This is a genomic window from Streptomyces sp. KPB2, assembly GCF_003950055.1.
GTDB lineage: Bacteria > Actinomycetota > Actinomycetes > Streptomycetales > Streptomycetaceae > Streptomyces > Streptomyces salinarius.
The window spans coordinates 6,073,893-6,090,942 of record NZ_CP034353.1; the positions used below are offsets into that span (position 1 = coordinate 6,073,893).

At 72.1% G+C, this 17,050-nt stretch carries 14 protein-coding genes; 8 read left to right on the forward strand and 6 right to left on the reverse strand.

Translation table 11 applies throughout. The annotated features are described in order from the left end of the window. Positions 1-37: 37 nt before the first annotated feature. Positions 38-1,378: a DUF2252 domain-containing protein gene (locus D1J63_RS27330; RefSeq protein ID WP_125632488.1), complete on the reverse strand. Its 1,341-nt coding sequence runs from the start codon at positions 1,376-1,378 to the stop codon at positions 38-40. A gap of 213 nt (positions 1,379-1,591) precedes the next feature. Between D1J63_RS27330 and dnaE the strand changes: the two genes are divergently transcribed. Beyond that, complete coding sequence (gene dnaE / locus D1J63_RS27335; protein ID WP_102928439.1) at positions 1,592-5,131, forward strand: DNA polymerase III subunit alpha; 3,540 nt, start codon at positions 1,592-1,594, stop codon at positions 5,129-5,131. Between the two features lie 57 nt (positions 5,132-5,188). On the opposite strand, the gene D1J63_RS27340 is transcribed toward dnaE, so the two are convergent. Next, the gene (locus tag D1J63_RS27340) at positions 5,189-5,356 is read right to left on the reverse strand and encodes a hypothetical protein (RefSeq protein WP_102928440.1); all 168 of its coding nucleotides are present in this window, start codon (positions 5,354-5,356) and stop codon (positions 5,189-5,191) included. Between the two features lie 224 nt (positions 5,357-5,580). On the opposite strand from D1J63_RS27340, the gene D1J63_RS27345 reads away from it, so the two are divergent. From D1J63_RS27345 to D1J63_RS27360, 4 genes are all read left to right on the forward strand, one after another. Beyond that, positions 5,581-6,795, forward strand: a complete 1,215-nt coding sequence (locus D1J63_RS27345; RefSeq protein WP_125632490.1) for an NYN domain-containing protein — start codon at positions 5,581-5,583, stop codon at positions 6,793-6,795. Positions 6,796-6,971: 176 nt separating this feature from the next. Further along, positions 6,972-7,946, forward strand: coding sequence for an ABC transporter ATP-binding protein (locus D1J63_RS27350; protein ID WP_125635853.1), 975 nt, complete (start codon positions 6,972-6,974; stop codon positions 7,944-7,946). 131 nt (positions 7,947-8,077) lie between these two features. Continuing rightward, positions 8,078-8,902 carry an ABC transporter permease gene (locus D1J63_RS27355; protein ID WP_125632492.1) on the forward strand — a complete coding sequence of 275 codons (825 nt, stop codon included), beginning with the start codon at positions 8,078-8,080 and terminating at the stop codon, positions 8,900-8,902. Positions 8,903-8,936: 34 nt separating this feature from the next. After that, a complete protein-coding gene (locus tag D1J63_RS27360) occupies positions 8,937-9,671 on the forward strand; it encodes an AAA family ATPase (RefSeq protein WP_125632494.1) in 735 nt (244 codons plus the stop codon). A gap of 93 nt (positions 9,672-9,764) precedes the next feature. On the opposite strand, the gene ybaK is transcribed toward D1J63_RS27360, so the two are convergent. The 4 genes from ybaK to D1J63_RS27380 all read right to left on the reverse strand — a co-directional run bounded on the left by ybaK (position 9,765) and on the right by D1J63_RS27380 (position 13,828). Then, positions 9,765-10,277 (reverse strand): Cys-tRNA(Pro) deacylase, encoded by a 513-nt coding sequence (gene ybaK / locus D1J63_RS27365; protein ID WP_125632496.1) that lies wholly within the window; start codon positions 10,275-10,277, stop codon positions 9,765-9,767. Between the two features lie 13 nt (positions 10,278-10,290). Further along, the gene (locus D1J63_RS27370) at positions 10,291-11,031 is read right to left on the reverse strand and encodes an LON peptidase substrate-binding domain-containing protein (RefSeq protein ID WP_125632498.1); all 741 of its coding nucleotides are present in this window, start codon (positions 11,029-11,031) and stop codon (positions 10,291-10,293) included. An 11-nt stretch (positions 11,032-11,042) separates the two neighbouring features. Next, a complete protein-coding gene (locus D1J63_RS27375; RefSeq protein ID WP_125632500.1) occupies positions 11,043-12,050 on the reverse strand; it encodes a hypothetical protein in 1,008 nt (335 codons plus the stop codon). 200 nt (positions 12,051-12,250) lie between these two features. Then, a complete protein-coding gene (locus D1J63_RS27380) occupies positions 12,251-13,828 on the reverse strand; it encodes an oxidoreductase (RefSeq protein WP_102932562.1) in 1,578 nt (525 codons plus the stop codon). A gap of 199 nt (positions 13,829-14,027) precedes the next feature. Here D1J63_RS27380 and hisD point away from each other — a divergent pair, with 199 nt between their 5' ends. The 3 genes from hisD to hisB are packed head-to-tail and all read left to right on the forward strand — an operon-like array spanning position 14,028 to position 17,049. Beyond that, a complete protein-coding gene (hisD, locus tag D1J63_RS27385) occupies positions 14,028-15,353 on the forward strand; it encodes a histidinol dehydrogenase (protein WP_102932561.1) in 1,326 nt (441 codons plus the stop codon). Next, complete coding sequence (locus D1J63_RS27390; RefSeq protein WP_125632502.1) at positions 15,350-16,459, forward strand: histidinol-phosphate transaminase; 1,110 nt, start codon at positions 15,350-15,352, stop codon at positions 16,457-16,459. Before hisD ends, D1J63_RS27390 begins: the two co-directional genes overlap by 4 nt. Then, positions 16,456-17,049: an imidazoleglycerol-phosphate dehydratase HisB gene (hisB, locus tag D1J63_RS27395; RefSeq protein WP_007448566.1), complete on the forward strand. Its 594-nt coding sequence runs from the start codon at positions 16,456-16,458 to the stop codon at positions 17,047-17,049. Before D1J63_RS27390 ends, hisB begins: the two co-directional genes overlap by 4 nt. Position 17,050: the final 1 nt, after the last annotated feature.

The following is a 17,050-nucleotide window of genomic DNA, read 5'->3' on the forward strand; positions in this document are numbered from 1 at the left end:
AGGGACCCCTAAAGGGTTCCTGTGAGAATCCCGACGGTCACAGACCCGGGATGCGGCCGTTGCGGAACAGGTCGACGAAGGTCTGGTGGTCGGCACGCGCGCGTGCGCCGTACCGGTGCGCGAAGTCGATCAGCAGGGGCGCGAAGCCCTCCTCGTCGGCCGCGATCGCCGCGTCGATGGCCCGCTCCGTGGAGAACGGCACCAGGGACTCCCCGGACTGGTCGTCGGCCGCCGCGTGCATGGTCGCGGTCGCCCGGCCCAGGTCCGCGACGACCTCGGCGATCTCCTCCGGGTCGTCGATGTCGCCCCAGTCCAGGTCGACGGCGTACGGCGAGACCTCCGCGACCAGCTGCCCTGCGCCGTCCAGCTCGGTCCAGCCCAGCCACGGGTCGGCGTGCGCCTGGAGGGCGCGCTGGGAGATCACCGTGCGGTGGCCCTCGTGCTGGAAGTAGTCCCGGATGGCCTGGTCGGTGATGTGCTGGGAGACGGCCGGGGTCTGGGCCTGCTTGATGTAGATCACGACGTCGTTCTCCAGGGCGTCGCTGTTGCCCTCCAGCAGGATGTTGTACGAGGGCAGGCCGGCCGAGCCGATGCCGATGCCCCGGCGGCCGACGACGTCCTTCACGCGGTAGGAGTCCGGGCGGGCCAGGGAGGACTCGGGGAGCGTCTCCAGGTAGCCGTCGAAGGCCGCGAGCACCTTGTAGCGCGTGGCGGCGTCCAGCTCGATGGAGCCGCCGCCGGGGGCGAAGCGGCGCTCGAAGTCCCGGATCTCGGTCATCGAGTCCAGCAGCCCGAAGCGGGTCAGCGAGCGGGCCATCCGCAGCGCGCCCAGCAGCGGCCCCTCCGCGGTGTCCAGCGTGAAGGGCGGCACCTCGTCGCTCTTGGCGCCGGTGGCCAGGGCGTGGATCCGCTCGCGGTACGCGACCGCGTACACCCGCACCAGCTCGGAGATCTGCTCGTCGCTGAGGGCCTTCGCGTAGCCGATCAGGGCGACGGAGGCGGCGAAGCGCTTGAGGTCCCAGGTGAAGGGGCCGACGTAGGCCTCGTCGAAGTCGTTGACGTTGAAGATCAGCCGGCCCGTGGAGTCCATGTAGGTGCCGAAGTTCTCCGCGTGCAGGTCGCCGTGGATCCACACCCGGGAGGTCCGCTCGTCCAGGTAGGCGCCGCCGGGCTGGTCACCGAACTCCGGATCCTCGGTCAAATCGCGGTAAAAGAGGCCGGCGGTGCCGCGGTAGAACGCGAAGGCCGAGGCCGCCATCTTCCGGAACTTCACGCGGAACGCCGCGGGATCCGCGGCCAGCAGCCGGCCGAAGGCGGTGTCGAAGACGGCGAGGATCTCCTCGCCGCGCCTCTCCTCGTTGAGCTGCGGGACCGACATGCCTGGTGCCTCCTGGTGCGGGTGGTGCCTGACGAGTGGAGCGGATCTCCACTCGGGCCAACGTTCGAACGGGTGCGGGAGTGCCCGTCCCCGAAGGTACGCGTGGGGACCCCCGGAGTGTCAGTCCCGAGGCATAGACTTCGACGCTGACCCCCCGGACCGACCGCTGCCCGTCGCCCGTCCGTCGCCCGTAGTTCCCTGAGGAGGCCGAACGTGTCCAAGCCGCCGTTCACGCACCTGCACGTCCACACCCAGTACTCGCTGCTGGACGGTGCCGCGCGGCTCAAGGACATGTTCAACGCGTGCAATGAGATGGGCATGACGCACATCGCCATGTCCGACCACGGCAACCTGCACGGGGCGTACGACTTCTTCCACTCCGCGCAGAAGGCCGGGGTCACCCCGATCATCGGGATCGAGGCCTACGTCGCCCCCGAGTCCCGGCGCAACAAGCGCAAGATCCAGTGGGGCCAGCCGCACCAGAAGCGGGACGACGTCTCGGGTTCGGGCGGTTACACCCACAAGACGATGTGGGCGACCAACAAGACGGGGCTGCACAACCTCTTCCGGCTCTCCTCCGACGCGTACGCCGAGGGCTGGCTGCAGAAGTGGCCCCGGATGGACAAGGAGACCATCAGCCAGTGGTCCGAGGGCATCGTCGCCTCCACCGGCTGCCCCTCCGGCGAGGTCCAGACCCGGCTGCGCCTCGGACACTTCGACGAGGCGCTGAAGGCGGCCGCCGACTACCAGGACATCTTCGGCAAGGACCGCTACTTCCTGGAGCTGATGGACCACGGCATCGAGATCGAGCACCGGGTCCGCGACGGCCTGCTCGAGATCGGCCGGAAGCTCGGCATCCCCCCGCTGGTCACCAACGACTCGCACTACACCTACGCGCACGAGGCGACCGCCCACGACGCCCTGCTGTGCATCCAGACCGGCAAGAACCTCTCCGACCCGGACCGCTTCCGCTTCGACGGCACCGGCTACTACCTGAAGTCCACGGACGAGATGTACGCCGTCGACTCCTCCGACGCCTGGCAGGAGGGCTGCGCCAACACCCGCCTGGTCGCCGAGATGATCGACACGACCGGCATGTTCGAGAAGCGCGACCTGATGCCGAAGTTCGACATCCCCGACGGCTTCACCGAGGTCACCTGGTTCCAGGAGGAGGTCCGCCGCGGCATGGAGCGCCGCTTCCCGGGCGGCGTCCCCGAGGACCGCCAGAAGCAGGCCGAGTACGAGATGGACGTCATCATCCAGATGGGGTTCCCGGGCTACTTCCTCGTGGTCGCCGACTTCATCATGTGGGCCAAGAAGCAGGGCATCGCGGTCGGCCCCGGCCGAGGCTCCGCGGCCGGTTCGATCGTGGCGTACGCGATGGGCATCACCGACCTCGACCCCATCCCGCACGGCCTGATCTTCGAGCGGTTCCTCAACCCCGAGCGCGTCTCCATGCCCGACGTCGACATCGACTTCGACGAGCGCAGGCGCGTCGAGGTGATCAGGTACGTGACCGAGAAGTACGGCGCCGACAAGGTCGCCATGATCGGCACGTACGGCAAGATCAAGGCGAAGAACGCCATCAAGGACTCCGCGCGCGTGCTGGGCTACCCGTACGCGATGGGCGACCGGCTCACCAAGGCCATGCCCGCCGACGTCCTCGGCAAGGGCATCGACCTCAACGGCATCACCGACCCGACGCACCCGCGCTACAGCGAGGCCGGCGAGATCCGCTCGATGTACGAGAACGAGCCGGACGTGAAGAAGGTCATCGACACCGCGAAGGGCGTCGAGGGCCTGGTGAGGCAGATGGGCGTGCACGCCGCCGGCGTGATCATGTCCAGCGAGCCCATCGTCGACCACGCCCCGATCTGGGTGCGGCACACCGACGGCGTCACCATCACGCAGTGGGACTACCCGCAGTGCGAGTCGCTCGGCCTGCTGAAGATGGACTTCCTCGGCCTGCGCAATCTCACGATCATGGACGACGCCGTCAAGATGGTGAAGTCCAACAAGGGCATCGACCTCGACCTGCTGTCGCTGCCGCTGGACGACCCCAAGACCTTCGAACTGCTGCAGCGCGGCGACACGCTCGGCGTCTTCCAGTTCGACGGCGGCCCGATGCGCTCCCTGCTGCGGCTCATGAAGCCGGACAACTTCGAAGACATCTCCGCCGTGTCGGCCCTGTACCGCCCCGGCCCGATGGGCATGGACTCGCACACCAACTACGCGCTGCGCAAGAACGGCCTCCAGGAGATCACGCCGATCCACAAGGAGCTGGAGGAACCCCTCCAGGAGGTCCTCGCGGTCACCTACGGCCTGATCGTCTACCAGGAGCAGGTGCAGAAGGCCGCCCAGATCATCGCGGGCTACTCGCTCGGCGAGGCCGACATCCTGCGCCGCGTGATGGGCAAGAAGAAGCCCGACGAACTGGCGAAGAACTTCGTCCTCTTCCAGGCCGGAGCCCGGAAGAACGGCTACAGCGACGAAGCCATCCAGGCCCTGTGGGACGTCCTGGTCCCCTTCGCCGGCTACGCCTTCAACAAGGCCCACTCGGCCGCGTACGGCCTGGTCTCCTACTGGACCGGCTACCTGAAGGCCAACTACCCGGCCGAGTACATGGCCGCCCTGCTCACCTCGGTCAAGGACGACAAGGACAAGTCGGCCGTCTACCTCAACGAGTGCCGGCGCATGGGCATCAAGGTGCTGCCGCCCAACGTCAACGAGTCCATGTCGAACTTCGCCGCGCAGGGCGACGACGTGATCCTCTTCGGCCTCTCCGCCGTGCGCAACGTCGGCACCAACGTCGTCGAGTCGATCATCAGGTGCCGCAAGGCCAAGGGGAAGTACGCGTCCTTCCCCGACTACCTGGACAAGGTCGAGGCGGTCGTCTGCAACAAGCGCACGACGGAGTCGCTCATCAAGGCCGGCGCCTTCGACGAGATGGGCCACACCCGCAAGGGCCTCACCGCGCAGTACGAACCGATGATCGACAACGTGGTCGCGGTCAAGCGCAAGGAGGCCGAGGGCCAGTTCGACCTCTTCGGCGGCATGGGCGACGAGCAGAACGACGAGCCGGGCTTCGGACTCGACGTGGTCTTCGGCGAGGACGAGTGGGACAAGACCTATCTCCTCGCCCAGGAGCGGGAGATGCTCGGCCTCTACGTCTCCGACCACCCGCTCTTCGGCCTGGAGCACGTGCTGTCCGACAAGGCCGACGCGGGCATCTCCCAGCTCACCGGCGGTGACTTCGGCGACGGCGCGGTCGTCACCATCGGCGGCATCATCTCCGGCCTCCAGCGCAAGATGACCAAGCAGGGCAACGCCTGGGCCATCGCCACCGTCGAGGACCTCGCCGGCTCCCTGGAGTGCATGTTCTTCCCGGCCACCTACCAGCTGGTGTCCACGCAACTCGTCGAGGACGCCGTGGTGTTCGTCAAGGGACGCCTCGACAAGCGGGAGGACATCCCCAGGCTGGTCGCGATGGAGCTGATGATCCCCGACCTGTCCAACGCCGGTGCCAACGCGCCCGTCGTGCTCACCATCCCGGCCACCCGCGTCACCCCGCCGATGGTCAGCAGGCTCGGTGAGATCCTCACCCACCACCGGGGCGACAGCGAGGTGCGGATCAAGCTCCAGGGGCCCACGAAGACGACGGTGCTGCGCCTGGACCGGCACCGGGTGAAGCCCGATCCGGCGCTGTTCGGCGACCTGAAGGTGCTGCTCGGGCCGTCCTGTCTGGCGGGCTGAGCGGAGAAACGAGCGAGGGGCGCCCCCGGTTGCCGGGTGCGCCCCTCGTCGTGGATGTCAGTTGTGGCCGAAGCGCTTGTTCCGCTTGCGCGCGGCCGCGTCGCCGGGCGTCGTCAGCTGCGGGGAGTGCTGCTCCTCGCGGTCCAGCACGGCCGCCTCGGCCGTCTGCGGGGAGCGCTCGGACCGGGGCTGCTTACGATCACGGTTGTTCTTGTTCTTGGCCATGGTGATCTACCTCCTGAGGGGGATCTAGGGGCCAGGGCCGGAACCAGATTCACACAGCCCAACAAAGAACGCATATCGGGCAATTACCGTCCGTGACGCGGCCCGTCGGGGTGCGGGACCCCGAAACGCCACGCCGAAGATCGAGTTCGGGCCGTTAACCTCCCCGCGGTCGGGCAGACTCGAAGGAAGCCCGAAGCAAACCTCCCGGAAAGAGGGTGGATCGCGTGGACCGCTGCATCGTCCTGGTGGACGCCGGGTATCTGCTGGGGGCCGCCGCGAGTCTCCTGGCAGGAGAGCCCTCGCGCTCGCGCATCACCGTCGATCACGCCGCCCTCATCCAGGGGTTGCGCGACCGCGCCGAGTCCGACACGCAGCAGCCCCTGCTGCGCATCTACTGGTTCGACGGCGCCCCCGACCGCGTCCCGCAGCCCGAGCACCGACGCCTGCGGGTGATGCCCCGGGTCACCGTTCGGCTGGGCGCCCTCACGCGCAGTGACGGACGCTGGGCGCAGAAGGGCGTGGACGCCGCCATGCACGCCGAACTGACCGAACTGGCCCGCAACCGCGCCTGCTCCGACGTCGTCCTGGTCACCGGCGACGGCGACCTGCTGCCCGGCATGATGGCCGCCAAGGAGCACGGAGTCGCCGTCCACCTGTGGGCCGTCCAGGCCGCCGACGGCGACTACAACCAGTCCGAGGACCTGGTCGCCGAGGCCGACGAACGCCGCGTCCTCGACCGTACGTGGATCACCAGGGCCGTACGTGCCAAGGAGGTCGGCGGCATCTGCGCGCCGCCGCCCGTGCCCCGCCCCGAGATCGCCGCCATCCTCTCCGCGCCGCTGCCCGAGTCCGCCCTCTCCGCCGCGGGCCGGCGGCCCGCCGAGGCGCCCGAGCACCCCACCGCGGCGGCCGCCGCGCCGAGCGGCACCGACGAGCGGGCGGCGCCCGCCAAGGGCGTTCCCACGCCCAAGGACCTGGCCGCCCTGCGCGCCCCCGGCGCCCACCCCGCCCCGCAGCCGGCCAACGCCACCCTGCGCTGGTCCTCCGACAAGGGCTGGGTCGACCGGCCCGCCGCCGAGCCGTCCGAGGCCGCCTCGCTGCCGACGCTGGCCCAGCTCACCACGGCCGAGCAGCGCTGGGCCGACCGCGAGGAGGACATCACCACGGTCGGCGGCGACCCGTACGAGGTCGGGCAGGTCTTCGCCCGTCGCTGGCTGGAACGCCTCGGCGACCACGCCCACCTGCAGAAACTCTCCGGGATGTACCCGCGCATCCCGCACCGCGTCGACGGCGAGCTGCTGCGCTACGCGGCCCGCTTCGGGCTGCTCGCGCACAAGGACGACCAGATCGACGAACACGACCGGTACGCGATCCGGGCCGGCTTCTGGCGCGAGGTCGACGTGCGGACGGCGACCGAACGCACGCCCGCGGCGGAGTGAGGCGCTCCCGGCCCATCCCGGCACTGCCCCGGCACGACCCCCGGCAGACCTCCGCCGCACCCGGCTGAATCGACACTTATGGGCGGACCCGGGGACGGACCGGAGGGACCGACCCCGTACTCTCGTCCCTTGTGAGTACGCGCGCGGCACAGGCACCTCGACCCGGTGGCGATGCCGTGTGCGTGGTGCGCGAACTGACCAAGACCTACCCGGCCGTGCGCGGCAGGCGCGGCACCCCGGCCGCCCCCGAGGTACGGGCCACCGACGACGTCACCCTGGACATCCGCCGCGGTGAGATCTTCGGACTGCTCGGACCCAACGGCGCCGGCAAGTCCACCCTCGTACGCCAGCTCACCGGCCTGATGCGGCCCGACGGCGGCAGCGTGGAGATCCTCGGGCACGACATCGTGCGCCACCCGGAGCGGGCCGCGCGGATCCTCGCCTACCTGGGCCAGGAGTCCAGCGCCCTGGACGAGCTGACCGTGTCGCTCGCCGCCGAGACCACCGGACGGCTCCGCGGCCTCGAGGTGCGCCGGGCCCGCGCCGAGCGGGACGCCGTGCTCGAGGAGCTGGGTCTGACCGGGCTGGCCGGCCGCCCGATCAAGAAGCTCTCCGGCGGCCAGCGCCGCCTGGCCTGTTTCGCCGCCGCCCTGGTGGGGGAGCGCCCGCTGCTCGTGCTGGACGAGCCGACCACCGGCATGGACCCGGTGGCCCGGCGCGCGGTGTGGTCGGCCGTCGACCGGCGGCGCGCCGAGCACGGCACCACCGTGCTGCTCGTCACCCACAACGTCATCGAGGCCGAGACCGTCCTCGACCGGGTCGCCGTCCTCGACCGGGGCCGCGTGATCGCCTGCGACACGCCGTCCGGGCTCAAGGAGAAGGTCGCCGGAGAGGTCCGCGTCGACCTGGTGTGGCGCGAGAGCGCGCCGCTGGGCGTCCCGGAGGTCGCCGCCCTGCGCGACCGCGTCGTCGAGTCGGGGCGCCGCTGGACGCTCCGGCTCGCCCCCGAGGAGGCCCGCGCGGTCGTCGCCACCGTCACCGGCGGCGCCGCCTTCGCCGCCCTGGACGACTTCACCCTGGCCACGCCCAGCCTGGAGGACGTGTACCTGGCGCTGGGCGGCGCCGCGCGGCAGGGGCTGGTGAGGGCGTGAGCACGCGAGCGGTGAGCACACCGGCCGCAGCATCCGTACCCGTCGGGGCGAGCGCACCCGTGCGGGTGACCGTTTCGAACGACCCCGGGAACGATCCCGAGAACGACCCGAGCGAAGGGGAGCAGCGCGACGTGAGTGTCGTACCCGCCGATGCCCTGCAGGGCGCTGCCCCGGCAGCCGAGGGGCGGCACCCGGCCGGCCCGGCCGAGCTGGGGCCCAGGGCGCGGCTGTGGCCCTCCCTGGTGGCCGTGTACCGGGCGCAGCTCTCCCGGGCGCGGGTCGCGCGCATCCCGCTGCTGTTCGTGGCGACCTTCCAGTCGATCGGCATCATGATCCTGATGCGGGGCGTCGTGGACGGCGGGGGCGAGGCGCGCGCCGTGGTCGCCGGATCGGCGGTGCTCGTCGTGGCCTTCGTCGCGCTGAACCTCCTCGCCCAGTACTTCGGCCAGCTGCGCTCCAGCGGCGGCCTCGACCACTACGCGACGCTGCCGGTGCCGCCCGCCGCCGTGGTGCTGGGCGCGGCGGGCGCGTACGCGTCCTTCACCGTGCCCGGGACCGTGGTCACGGCGGTCTTCGGATGCCTGCTCTTCGGACTGCCGATGACCCACCTGTGGGTGCTGGTCGCCGTGATCCCGCTGGCGGGTGCCGCGCTCGCCGGACTGGGCGCAGCGCTGGGCCTGCTCGCGCCCCGGCCGGAGTTCGCCACGCTGCTGGGCCAGCTCGGGATGTCGGCGGCCCTGCTGCTCGGCGTGCTGCCGCCCGAACGGATGCCGCAGGTGGTGCGCCTCGCACGGGACCTGCTGCCCTCCACGTACGGTGTGGAGGCCTTCGCCCGCACCTTCGGCGAACGGCCCGACTGGGGCTTCGTCCTCGGCGACCTCGCGGTGTGCGCCGCGGTCGGGGTGATCTCGCTGGCCGTGGCCACCTGGGCGTACCGCCGGGCCGCCGTCCGGTGACGCGCCGCACAGGCGGGTTTGGCACGATGGCACGGTGACCGCACCCTTGACTCCGCCACCGCCGCCGAACGAACGTCCGTCGTACCAGGGCGGGCCGGTGCCACCGCCCGTCGGCGCGCACGCGGTGGGCGCCGACGCGGTGGGTGCCGCGCCCGGCGGCCCGTACGACCCCCACGGTGATCCTCATGGCGAACAGGACGGCCCCGGGATGTTGAAGGAAGTGCGGCAGGCCGCCGTGACCGTGGTGGCGGTCGCGCTCTTCGGTGCGCTGCTGGGCGTGCTGTGGTGGAAGCTGGCGCCGAGCGTGCCGCTGGTGGGCGACGTGGTCGGCGACAGCTGGGTCGTCTACCTCAAGGACTCCGAGGGCGAGCAGGCGATCGGCGTCGACGGAACGTTCACGCTGCTCGCGCTGGCGTTCGGGGCGGTCAGCGCGGTGGTGGTCTTCCTGCTGCGGCGACGCGGGGGAGTGCCGCTGGTGGCGGCGCTCGGCGTCGGCGGGCTGCTCGGTTCGCTGCTGGCGTGGCGGCTCGGGGTGTGGCTCGGGCCGGCCCAGGACGTGATCGCGCACGCGAAGGACGTGGGCAAGGGGGTCACGTTCTCCGCGCCGCTGAAGCTGGGGGCGAAGGGGGCGCTGCTGGCGTGGTCCTTCGCGGCGCTCGTGGTGCATCTGGGGTTGACGGGGCTGTTCGGCCCCCGGGACCCGGAGCCCGATCCCTGGCCGGGGCCCGGGCAGTATGCGGCGGGGCCGTACGGGGGCGGGGGCAAGTAGGGCTGCGTCCGGCTCGCCGGGGATGGGTGCGCGGCCCGGCGTCGCGGAGTGCCCCCCACTCTCGGCTTCGCTCGGGCGGGAGGCCGGGCGGGGTCAGGGGCGTGCGATCGGGGCCAGGGTCGCGTGGGTGAGGTCGGCCAGGTCGGTGGGGGAGAGTTCGACCTCCAGGCCGCGGCGGCCTGCCGAGACGCAGATCGTGGGATGGGCCGAGGCCGAGGCGTCCAGGACGGTCGCGAGGCGCTTGCGCTGGCCCAGCGGGGAGATGCCACCCCGCACATAGCCCGTGGTGCGCTCGGCCAGGGCCGGGTCGGCCATCGCCGCGCGCTTGCCGCCGGCCGCGGCCGCCAGCGCCTTGAGGTCCAGCTGGCCCGCCACCGGCACCACCGCGACCGTCAGCGTCCCGTCGACGTCCGCCACCAGCGTCTTGAACACCCGCTCCGGGGAGACCCCCATCGCCTCGGCCGCCTCCTCGCCGTAGGACGGGTGGGCCGGGTCGTGCTCGTAGGCGTGGACCGTGTACGCCACTCCGGCCGCCGTGAGCGCCACCGTCGCGGGGGTGCCGCCGGACTGCTGCTTCTTGTTCGCCTTGCTCGGCTTCTTCGCCATGGGAGCCAGTACCTCAGTTGAGACTCGTCGGGCCGCGCGTCAGGTCCTGCGCCGGCAACGACGGCAGCGTACGGATGATGGAGGTCTCGGAGCGAAGGAGTTTCAGCTCGTCCCGCAGCCGTGAGGCGGTGTCCGGGGCCTGGAGCAGACGCTGCTTGGTCGGCGTGTCCAGCATCATCGCGGCGGCGACCAGGTAGGAGACCACGCCCGGTTCGTCCGGCAGGTCGGAGCCGGTCGCCAGCGACCGCTCACGGGCCCCCGCCAGCCGCTTCTGGTACTGCCGGAAGGACCGCAGCACGCCCTCGGCCAGCGCACCCGCCTCGTCGCCCGGTTCCTCGGGCAGGGGCTCCAGCTCGGCGGTCAGGAACGGGCCCGAGGCGTCCACGGAGGCCAGCCGCACCCGGGTGGTGCCGGTGGCGAGCACCTCGAAGGTGCCGTCGGCCCGCTCGCGGATCGTCGCCGCGTCCGCGATGCAGCCCACCTTGTGGAACGCCTTGAGCGGGTCGGCCCCGAACCCGGCCGTCGGCCCGTGCTCCACGGTGGCCGTCGGGTCGGGCAGGCCGGGGGCGCTGCGGGCCACCTCGTGGCCGTCGCGGATCGCCACGACGGCGAACCGGCGTGGTTCGTCCTCCGGGGTTTTCAGCAACTCGCGCATCATGGCGCGATAGCGCTCCTCGAACACGTTGAGCGGAAGCACCAGCCCCGGGAACAGGACGGAGTTCAGGGGGAAGAGGGGGAGCCGGACGGTGGTCACGTCGCAGAAGCCTAATGGGCGCCCGTCTCCAGGTGCGCGCGGACGTCCGCCCGCACCTGGAGGAAGCGGCCCAGCGGGTCGGGGTCGTCGGTGTCCCGGTCCCACGGGAAGGACGTGACGTACGGGCCGGTCAGCCGCAGTTGCTCGGCGGCGTCCCGGTGGCGTCCGAGGCGTACGAGGACGTAGACGAGCAGGTTCCGCAGCTCCGCCGCCCACGGATCGGCCGCCGGGTGGGCCGCCGAGAGGGCGGTGGCACGGTCGGCGGCGGCGTCGAGGCGGGGGCGGTGCGTGCGTACGGTGGCGGCGGTGGCGCCCTCCGCGGAGGCACCCGGGCCCGTGCCCGGCGCCGTCAGGCAGGCGAAGGCCGCGCGCAGGGGCAGGGCCCGTACGAGCGCGTCCTCGGGGGCGTCCTGGGCGGCCGTCTCCGCGAAGTCCAGGCACTCGCCGTGGGCGCCGGGCGAGGTGTCGGCCAGGTACTCCAGGGCGGCGACGTGACTGCCGTAGTGGTGCGGGGAGCGGCGGACCGCCTGTTCCCACAGCCGCTCGAACTCGGCGTGCGGGGCGCGGGCGCCCCGTGCGGCGTCCAGCGCGGTCCGCCACGGCACCGGGTCGACGGGACCGGCGGCCTCGGCGGCGGAGACGACCGCCGGGATCACCTCGCGCAGGAGTTCGGTGCGGGCCGGTGAGTCCCAGTGACGGTGAACCGTCAGCCGGGCCGCGACCAGCAGGGCGTCGGGGTCGTCCGGAGCCGTGGCCCGCCAGGCGTCGAGCCACTCGGCACGGGAGCGGGCGAAGGCGGCGAGCCGGGTCGCGTAGCGGTCGCGGTGGTCCCATTCGGCGTTCGCGCGGGTACCGGCGAGGAGACCGGCCGCGGGGACGTGCTCGCCCCGGGCCGCCGCGACGAGGGCGGGGGCGAGGCGGTCGTCGGGGGCGTCGAGGAGCACGTCGTCGTCCGGGGCGGGCCGCGGTGACCGGGAACGGGCCCGGGCAGCGGCGGTCCGCAGAAACGCGCGCAACATGGCCAGTACGACGGCCGAGACTCCGGGATGGTTGTGCGCCCCCGCCCCCTCCTTCCCCCGACCGGGCCCCCGTGCCCGCGCCACCCGGACCTCCACGCCCGCGCCGACGCTGGCCGCACCGCACGCGCGCGGTATGCGTCGCCCGGTGCGGTCGGCCCTGGTGGGGCTCGGGAGCGGGAGGCGGGGTGCTCGGGTGGTGGTCAGCTTCTGCGGAGCAGGCGGGTCGCGCCCGCTGCCACTGTCGTCGCCAGGACCCAGCCCAGCAGGACCAGGGCCGTCGACAGCCACTGCCAGCCGTCGTGCAGCTGCCAGAAGCCCACCTGGCCCAGGTCGATCACCGGGAGGAGGAGGTCGAGGGCGTAGAGCGCCGGGTTCCAGTCCGGGTGTTCGCCGTTCTTCAGCGGGGGCGGTTCCGCGCGGGCGAAGGCGAGCGAGCCGGCCGCCCACAGCACCGCCATCCACACCGCCGCCCGGCCCGGCCGGTAGCCGTAGGCGACCGTCCAGTCCTGGGCGTAGCCCACCAGCTTCGCGGCGATGGGCAGGCTCTCGCGGCGCCTGCGGTGCTTGGCGAGCAGCACCTCGCGGGCGTCCTCGTCCTCGCCGCCGGCCCGCAGCACGGCGGCGAGCCGCTCGTACGGCTCCGGGTGGTACTCGGCGGTCGCGGCGCCCACCCAGCGCAACCGCTTCGCCAGCGGGAACGGCCCGCGCGGCACCAGGTTCTCGTAGGCGAAGCCGCCCATGTGCAGCCGCCCGGGGCCCGGCCAGCTGTCCGCCCGGTCCATCAGGTTGACCACCCGCGCCCCCGACAGCACCACCCGCCCGCGCGCCGGACGCTCGCCCAGGAAGCGCAGCTCGGGCGTCTGCACCCGGCGCAGCGACAGCTCCTGGTCGTCGGTGAAGGTGAACCGCGCGTGCTCCAGGTCCAGCGCGTCGCCGAACCGCCCGTCGTCGAGCCGTACCCCGCCCTCGCACTCGAAACGCTGGATGCGGGTGCCCTGCGCGGGCGTGGTGCCGCGCAGCAGCGGGCTGCCCAGGCCCGCCGGGGTCAGGTACAGCGTGCGCTCCACCGTCAGCTGCGGGGCGTTCAGCGCGTGCCGCGTGTACGGGTTGAGGAGCCGGGCGCCGCGCAGGCTCAGCGACACGCCGACCTGGGCGCTGCGCAGACTCACCTCGCCGTGCGACTCCAGCATCTCGGCCTGGAGGTCCTGCCCGACCGTCATGCCGTCCGCCGCTATCGAGCGCCCGCTGCGGTCCCGGTGCACGATCGCCTGGTTGAGCAGCAGGTCGGTGCCTATCTGCGCGTCCGTGAGCCGGATGCCGCCCGGGAAGCGGGAGCGCGGCAGGTGCAGGTCGCCCTCGGTGTGCAGCCGGGCCGCCTCCAGGCGCGGCACCGCGCAGTCCACCAGCCGCACCGTCGTGAACCGCGTCTCCGGCAGCAGCACCTCCCGGTCGAAGCGGCAGCGCCGCAGCTCCACGTACGGCACCACCGTGCCGCCGGCCAGATCCATCGTGTCGCTGATCCGCACGCCCACCAGCTGCAGCGAGGACACCCGGCCCGCGAGCGCCGGCGGACCGTCGAGGAGCAGCCAGCACACGATGCGGGCCCGCACCGTGCGCTCCGGCCCCCACGGACGCCCGCCGTGCGGGTCGTCGACGAGCGCGTCGCCGCTGCTCAGGTCGTACACACTGCCGTTGCGGAAGGCCTGCCACATGCCTGCCTCGGCGGTGGTCAGGTCGTCCGGCAGCTCTCCGTCACGATGGCCGGCCCCCTGCGTCACGGTGCTTCACTCCCTCCCCACCTACTCGTCGGTCGCTCACCCTTCGTACAACCGTTCATGCCCACTGAGTGACCTGTCGAACACTCAAAGTGAGCACGGATCGCGTGAGTTCACCGTGGGGCGTGAGGTCCGTCGCGTTCCGTATCAGCCACTGATACGCGCGGACCGTGCCGGACGCGGGTCTGAGAGAATTGGTTCCGTGATCTCCCGAATCGATCTGCGCGGCGACGCCCTCCCCGAGGGCCCCGCCCTGCGCGACCTGCTGCCCCGAGCCGACTTCGACGTCTCGGTCGCCCTGGAGAAGGTGCGTCCGATCTGCGAGGCCGTGCATCATCGCGGGGACGCGGCGCTGATCGACTTCACCGAGCAGTTCGACGGCGTCCGGCTGGAACGGGTGCGCGTCCCGGCCGAGGAGCTGACCCGTGCCCTGGAGGGGCTCGACCCGGACGTGCGCGCCGCGCTGGAGGAGTCCATCCGCCGTGCCCGGCTCGTCCACCGCGAGCAGCGCCGGACCACCCACACCACGCAGGTGGTGCCCGGCGGTTCGGTCACCGAGAAGTGGGTGCCGGTCGAGCGCGTCGGGCTCTACGTGCCCGGCGGCCGCTCGGTGTACCCGTCGTCGGTGGTCATGAACGTGGTGCCCGCCCAGGAGGCCGGCGTCGGCTCGATCGCGCTCGCCTCGCCCGCGCAGGCCGAGTTCGGCGGCATCCCGCACCCCACCATCCTCGCCGCCTGCGCCCTGCTCGGCGTCGACGAGGTGTACGCCGCGGGCGGCGCCACCGCCGTCGCGATGTTCGCGTACGGCACCGAGTCCTGCCCGCCCGCCAACATGGTCACCGGCCCCGGCAACATCTGGGTCGCCGCCGCCAAGCGCTTCTTCACCGGGAAGATCGGCATCGACGCCGAGGCCGGACCGACCGAGATCGCCGTCCTGGCGGACTCGACCGCCGACCCGGTGCACGTCGCCTCCGACCTGATCAGCCAGGCCGAGCACGACCCGCTGGCCGCCGCCGTCCTGGTCACCGACTCCGTGGAGCTGGCCGACGCGGTGGAGAAGGAGCTCCAGCCGCAGGTCGAGGCCACCAAGCACGTCGAGGACCGGATCCGCCCGGCCCTGGCCGGCCGCCAGTCCGCGATCGTCCTCGTCGACGGCCTGGACGAGGGCCTGCGGGTCGTGGACGCCTACGGCGCCGAGCACCTGGAGATCCAGACCGCCGACGCCGCCGCCGTCGCCGACCGGGTCAAGAACGCCGGCGCGATCTTCGTCGGCCCCTGGGCGCCCGTCTCGCTCGGCGACTACGCGGCCGGGTCCAACCACGTCCTGCCCACCGGCGGCTGCGCCTGCCACTCCTCCGGCCTGTCCGTGCAGTCCTTCCTGCGCGGCATCCACATCGTCGACTACACGCGCGACGCGCTCGCCGAGGTCGCGCGGCACGTGGTGACGCTGGCGGAGGCGGAGGACCTGCCCGCGCACGGCGCGGCGATCAAGGCGAGGTTCGAGTGGAAGGTTCCGGAGAGCAAGTGACGTTCGGCATCGACGATCTCCCCGTACGGGACGAGCTGCGCGGCAAGTCCCCCTACGGCGCGCCCCAGCTGGACGTGCCGGTACGGCTGAACACCAACGAGAACCCCTACCCGCTGCCCGAGGCACTGGTCGAGCGGATCACCGAGCGCGTCCGCGAGGCCGCCCGCGACCTCAACCGCTACCCCGACCGGGACGCGGTCGAGCTGCGCACCGGACTCGCCGAGTACCTGACCAACACCTCCGGGCACCCCCTGGACGTGAGCAACGTCTGGGCGGCCAACGGCTCCAACGAGGTCATCCAGCAGCTGCTGCAGACCTTCGGCGGCCCGGGCCGCACCGCGATCGGCTTCGAGCCGTCGTACTCGATGCACGGCCTCATCGCGCGCGGCACCGGCACCGGCTGGATCTCCGGGCCGCGCCACGAGGACTTCACCATCGACGTGCCCGCCGCCGTGCGGGCGATCGCCGAGCACCGCCCGGACGTCGTCTTCGTCACCACCCCCAACAACCCGACCGGCAACGCGGTCCCGCCCGAGACGGTCCTCGCGCTCTACGAGGCGGCGCAGGCGGCCAAGCCGTCGATGGTCGTGGTCGACGAGGCGTACATCGAGTTCAGCCACGGTGCCTCCCTGCTGCCGCTGCTGGACGGCCGGCCGAACCTCGTCATCTCGCGCACCATGTCGAAGGCGTTCGGCGCGGCGGGCCTGCGTCTCGGCTACCTCGCCGCGCACCCGGCCGTCGTCGACGCCGTCCAGCTAGTACGGCTGCCCTACCACCTGTCGGCCGTGACCCAGGCGACCGCGCTGGCCGCCCTGGAGCACACGGACACGCTGCTGAAGTACGTCGAGCAGCTGAAGACCGAGCGGGACCGGCTGGTCGCCGAACTACGGGCCATCGGCTACGAGGTGACCGAGTCCGACGCCAACTTCGTCCAGTTCGGGCGGTTCGCGGACTCCCACGCCACCTGGCGGAAGATCCTCGACCGGGGCGTCCTGGTCCGGGACAACGGCGTACCGGGATGGCTGCGGGTCACCGCCGGCACCCCGGAGGAGAACGACGCGTTCCTCGACGCGGTACGTGAAGTCAAGAAGGAGCAGAACACATGAGCCGCGTGGGACGCGTGGAGCGCACGACCAAGGAGACCTCGGTCCTCGTCGAGATCGACCTCGACGGCACCGGCAAGACCGACATCGCCACCGGCGTCGGCTTCTACGACCACATGCTCGACCAGCTCGGCCGGCACGGTCTGTTCGACCTGACCGTCAAGACCGACGGCGACCTGCACATCGACTCCCACCACACCATCGAGGACACCGCCCTCGCGCTGGGCGCCGCCTTCAAGCAGGCACTCGGCGACAAGGTGGGCATCTACCGCTTCGGCAACTGCACGGTCCCGCTGGACGAGTCCCTCGCCCAGGTCACCGTCGACCTGTCCGGCCGCCCCTACCTCGTGCACACCGAGCCCGAGAACATGGCGCCGATGATCGGCGAGTACGACGTGACGATGACCCGGCACATCCTGGAGTCCTTCGTCGCCCAGGCCCAGATCGCCCTGCACGTGCACGTGCCCTACGGGCGCAACGCGCACCACATCGTGGAGTGCCAGTTCAAGGCGCTGGCCCGGGCCCTGCGCTACGCATCCGAGCGCGACCCGCGCGCCGCCGGCATCCTGCCTTCCACGAAGGGCGCGCTGTAAC

Excerpts from the sequence above, each read along its gene's own strand:
- D1J63_RS27330 (WP_125632488.1), bottom strand. The coding sequence starts at position 1,378 with ATGTCGGTCCCGCAGCTCAACGAGGAGAGGCGCGGCGAGGAGATCCTC.
- D1J63_RS27340 (WP_102928440.1), bottom strand. The coding sequence starts at position 5,356 with ATGGCCAAGAACAAGAACAACCGTGATCGTAAGCAGCCCCGGTCCGAG.
- ybaK (WP_125632496.1), bottom strand. The coding sequence starts at position 10,277 with ATGGCGAAGAAGCCGAGCAAGGCGAACAAGAAGCAGCAGTCCGGCGGC.
- D1J63_RS27375 (WP_125632500.1), bottom strand. The coding sequence starts at position 12,050 with ATGTTGCGCGCGTTTCTGCGGACCGCCGCTGCCCGGGCCCGTTCCCGG.
- hisB (WP_007448566.1), top strand. The coding sequence starts at position 16,456 with ATGAGCCGCGTGGGACGCGTGGAGCGCACGACCAAGGAGACCTCGGTC.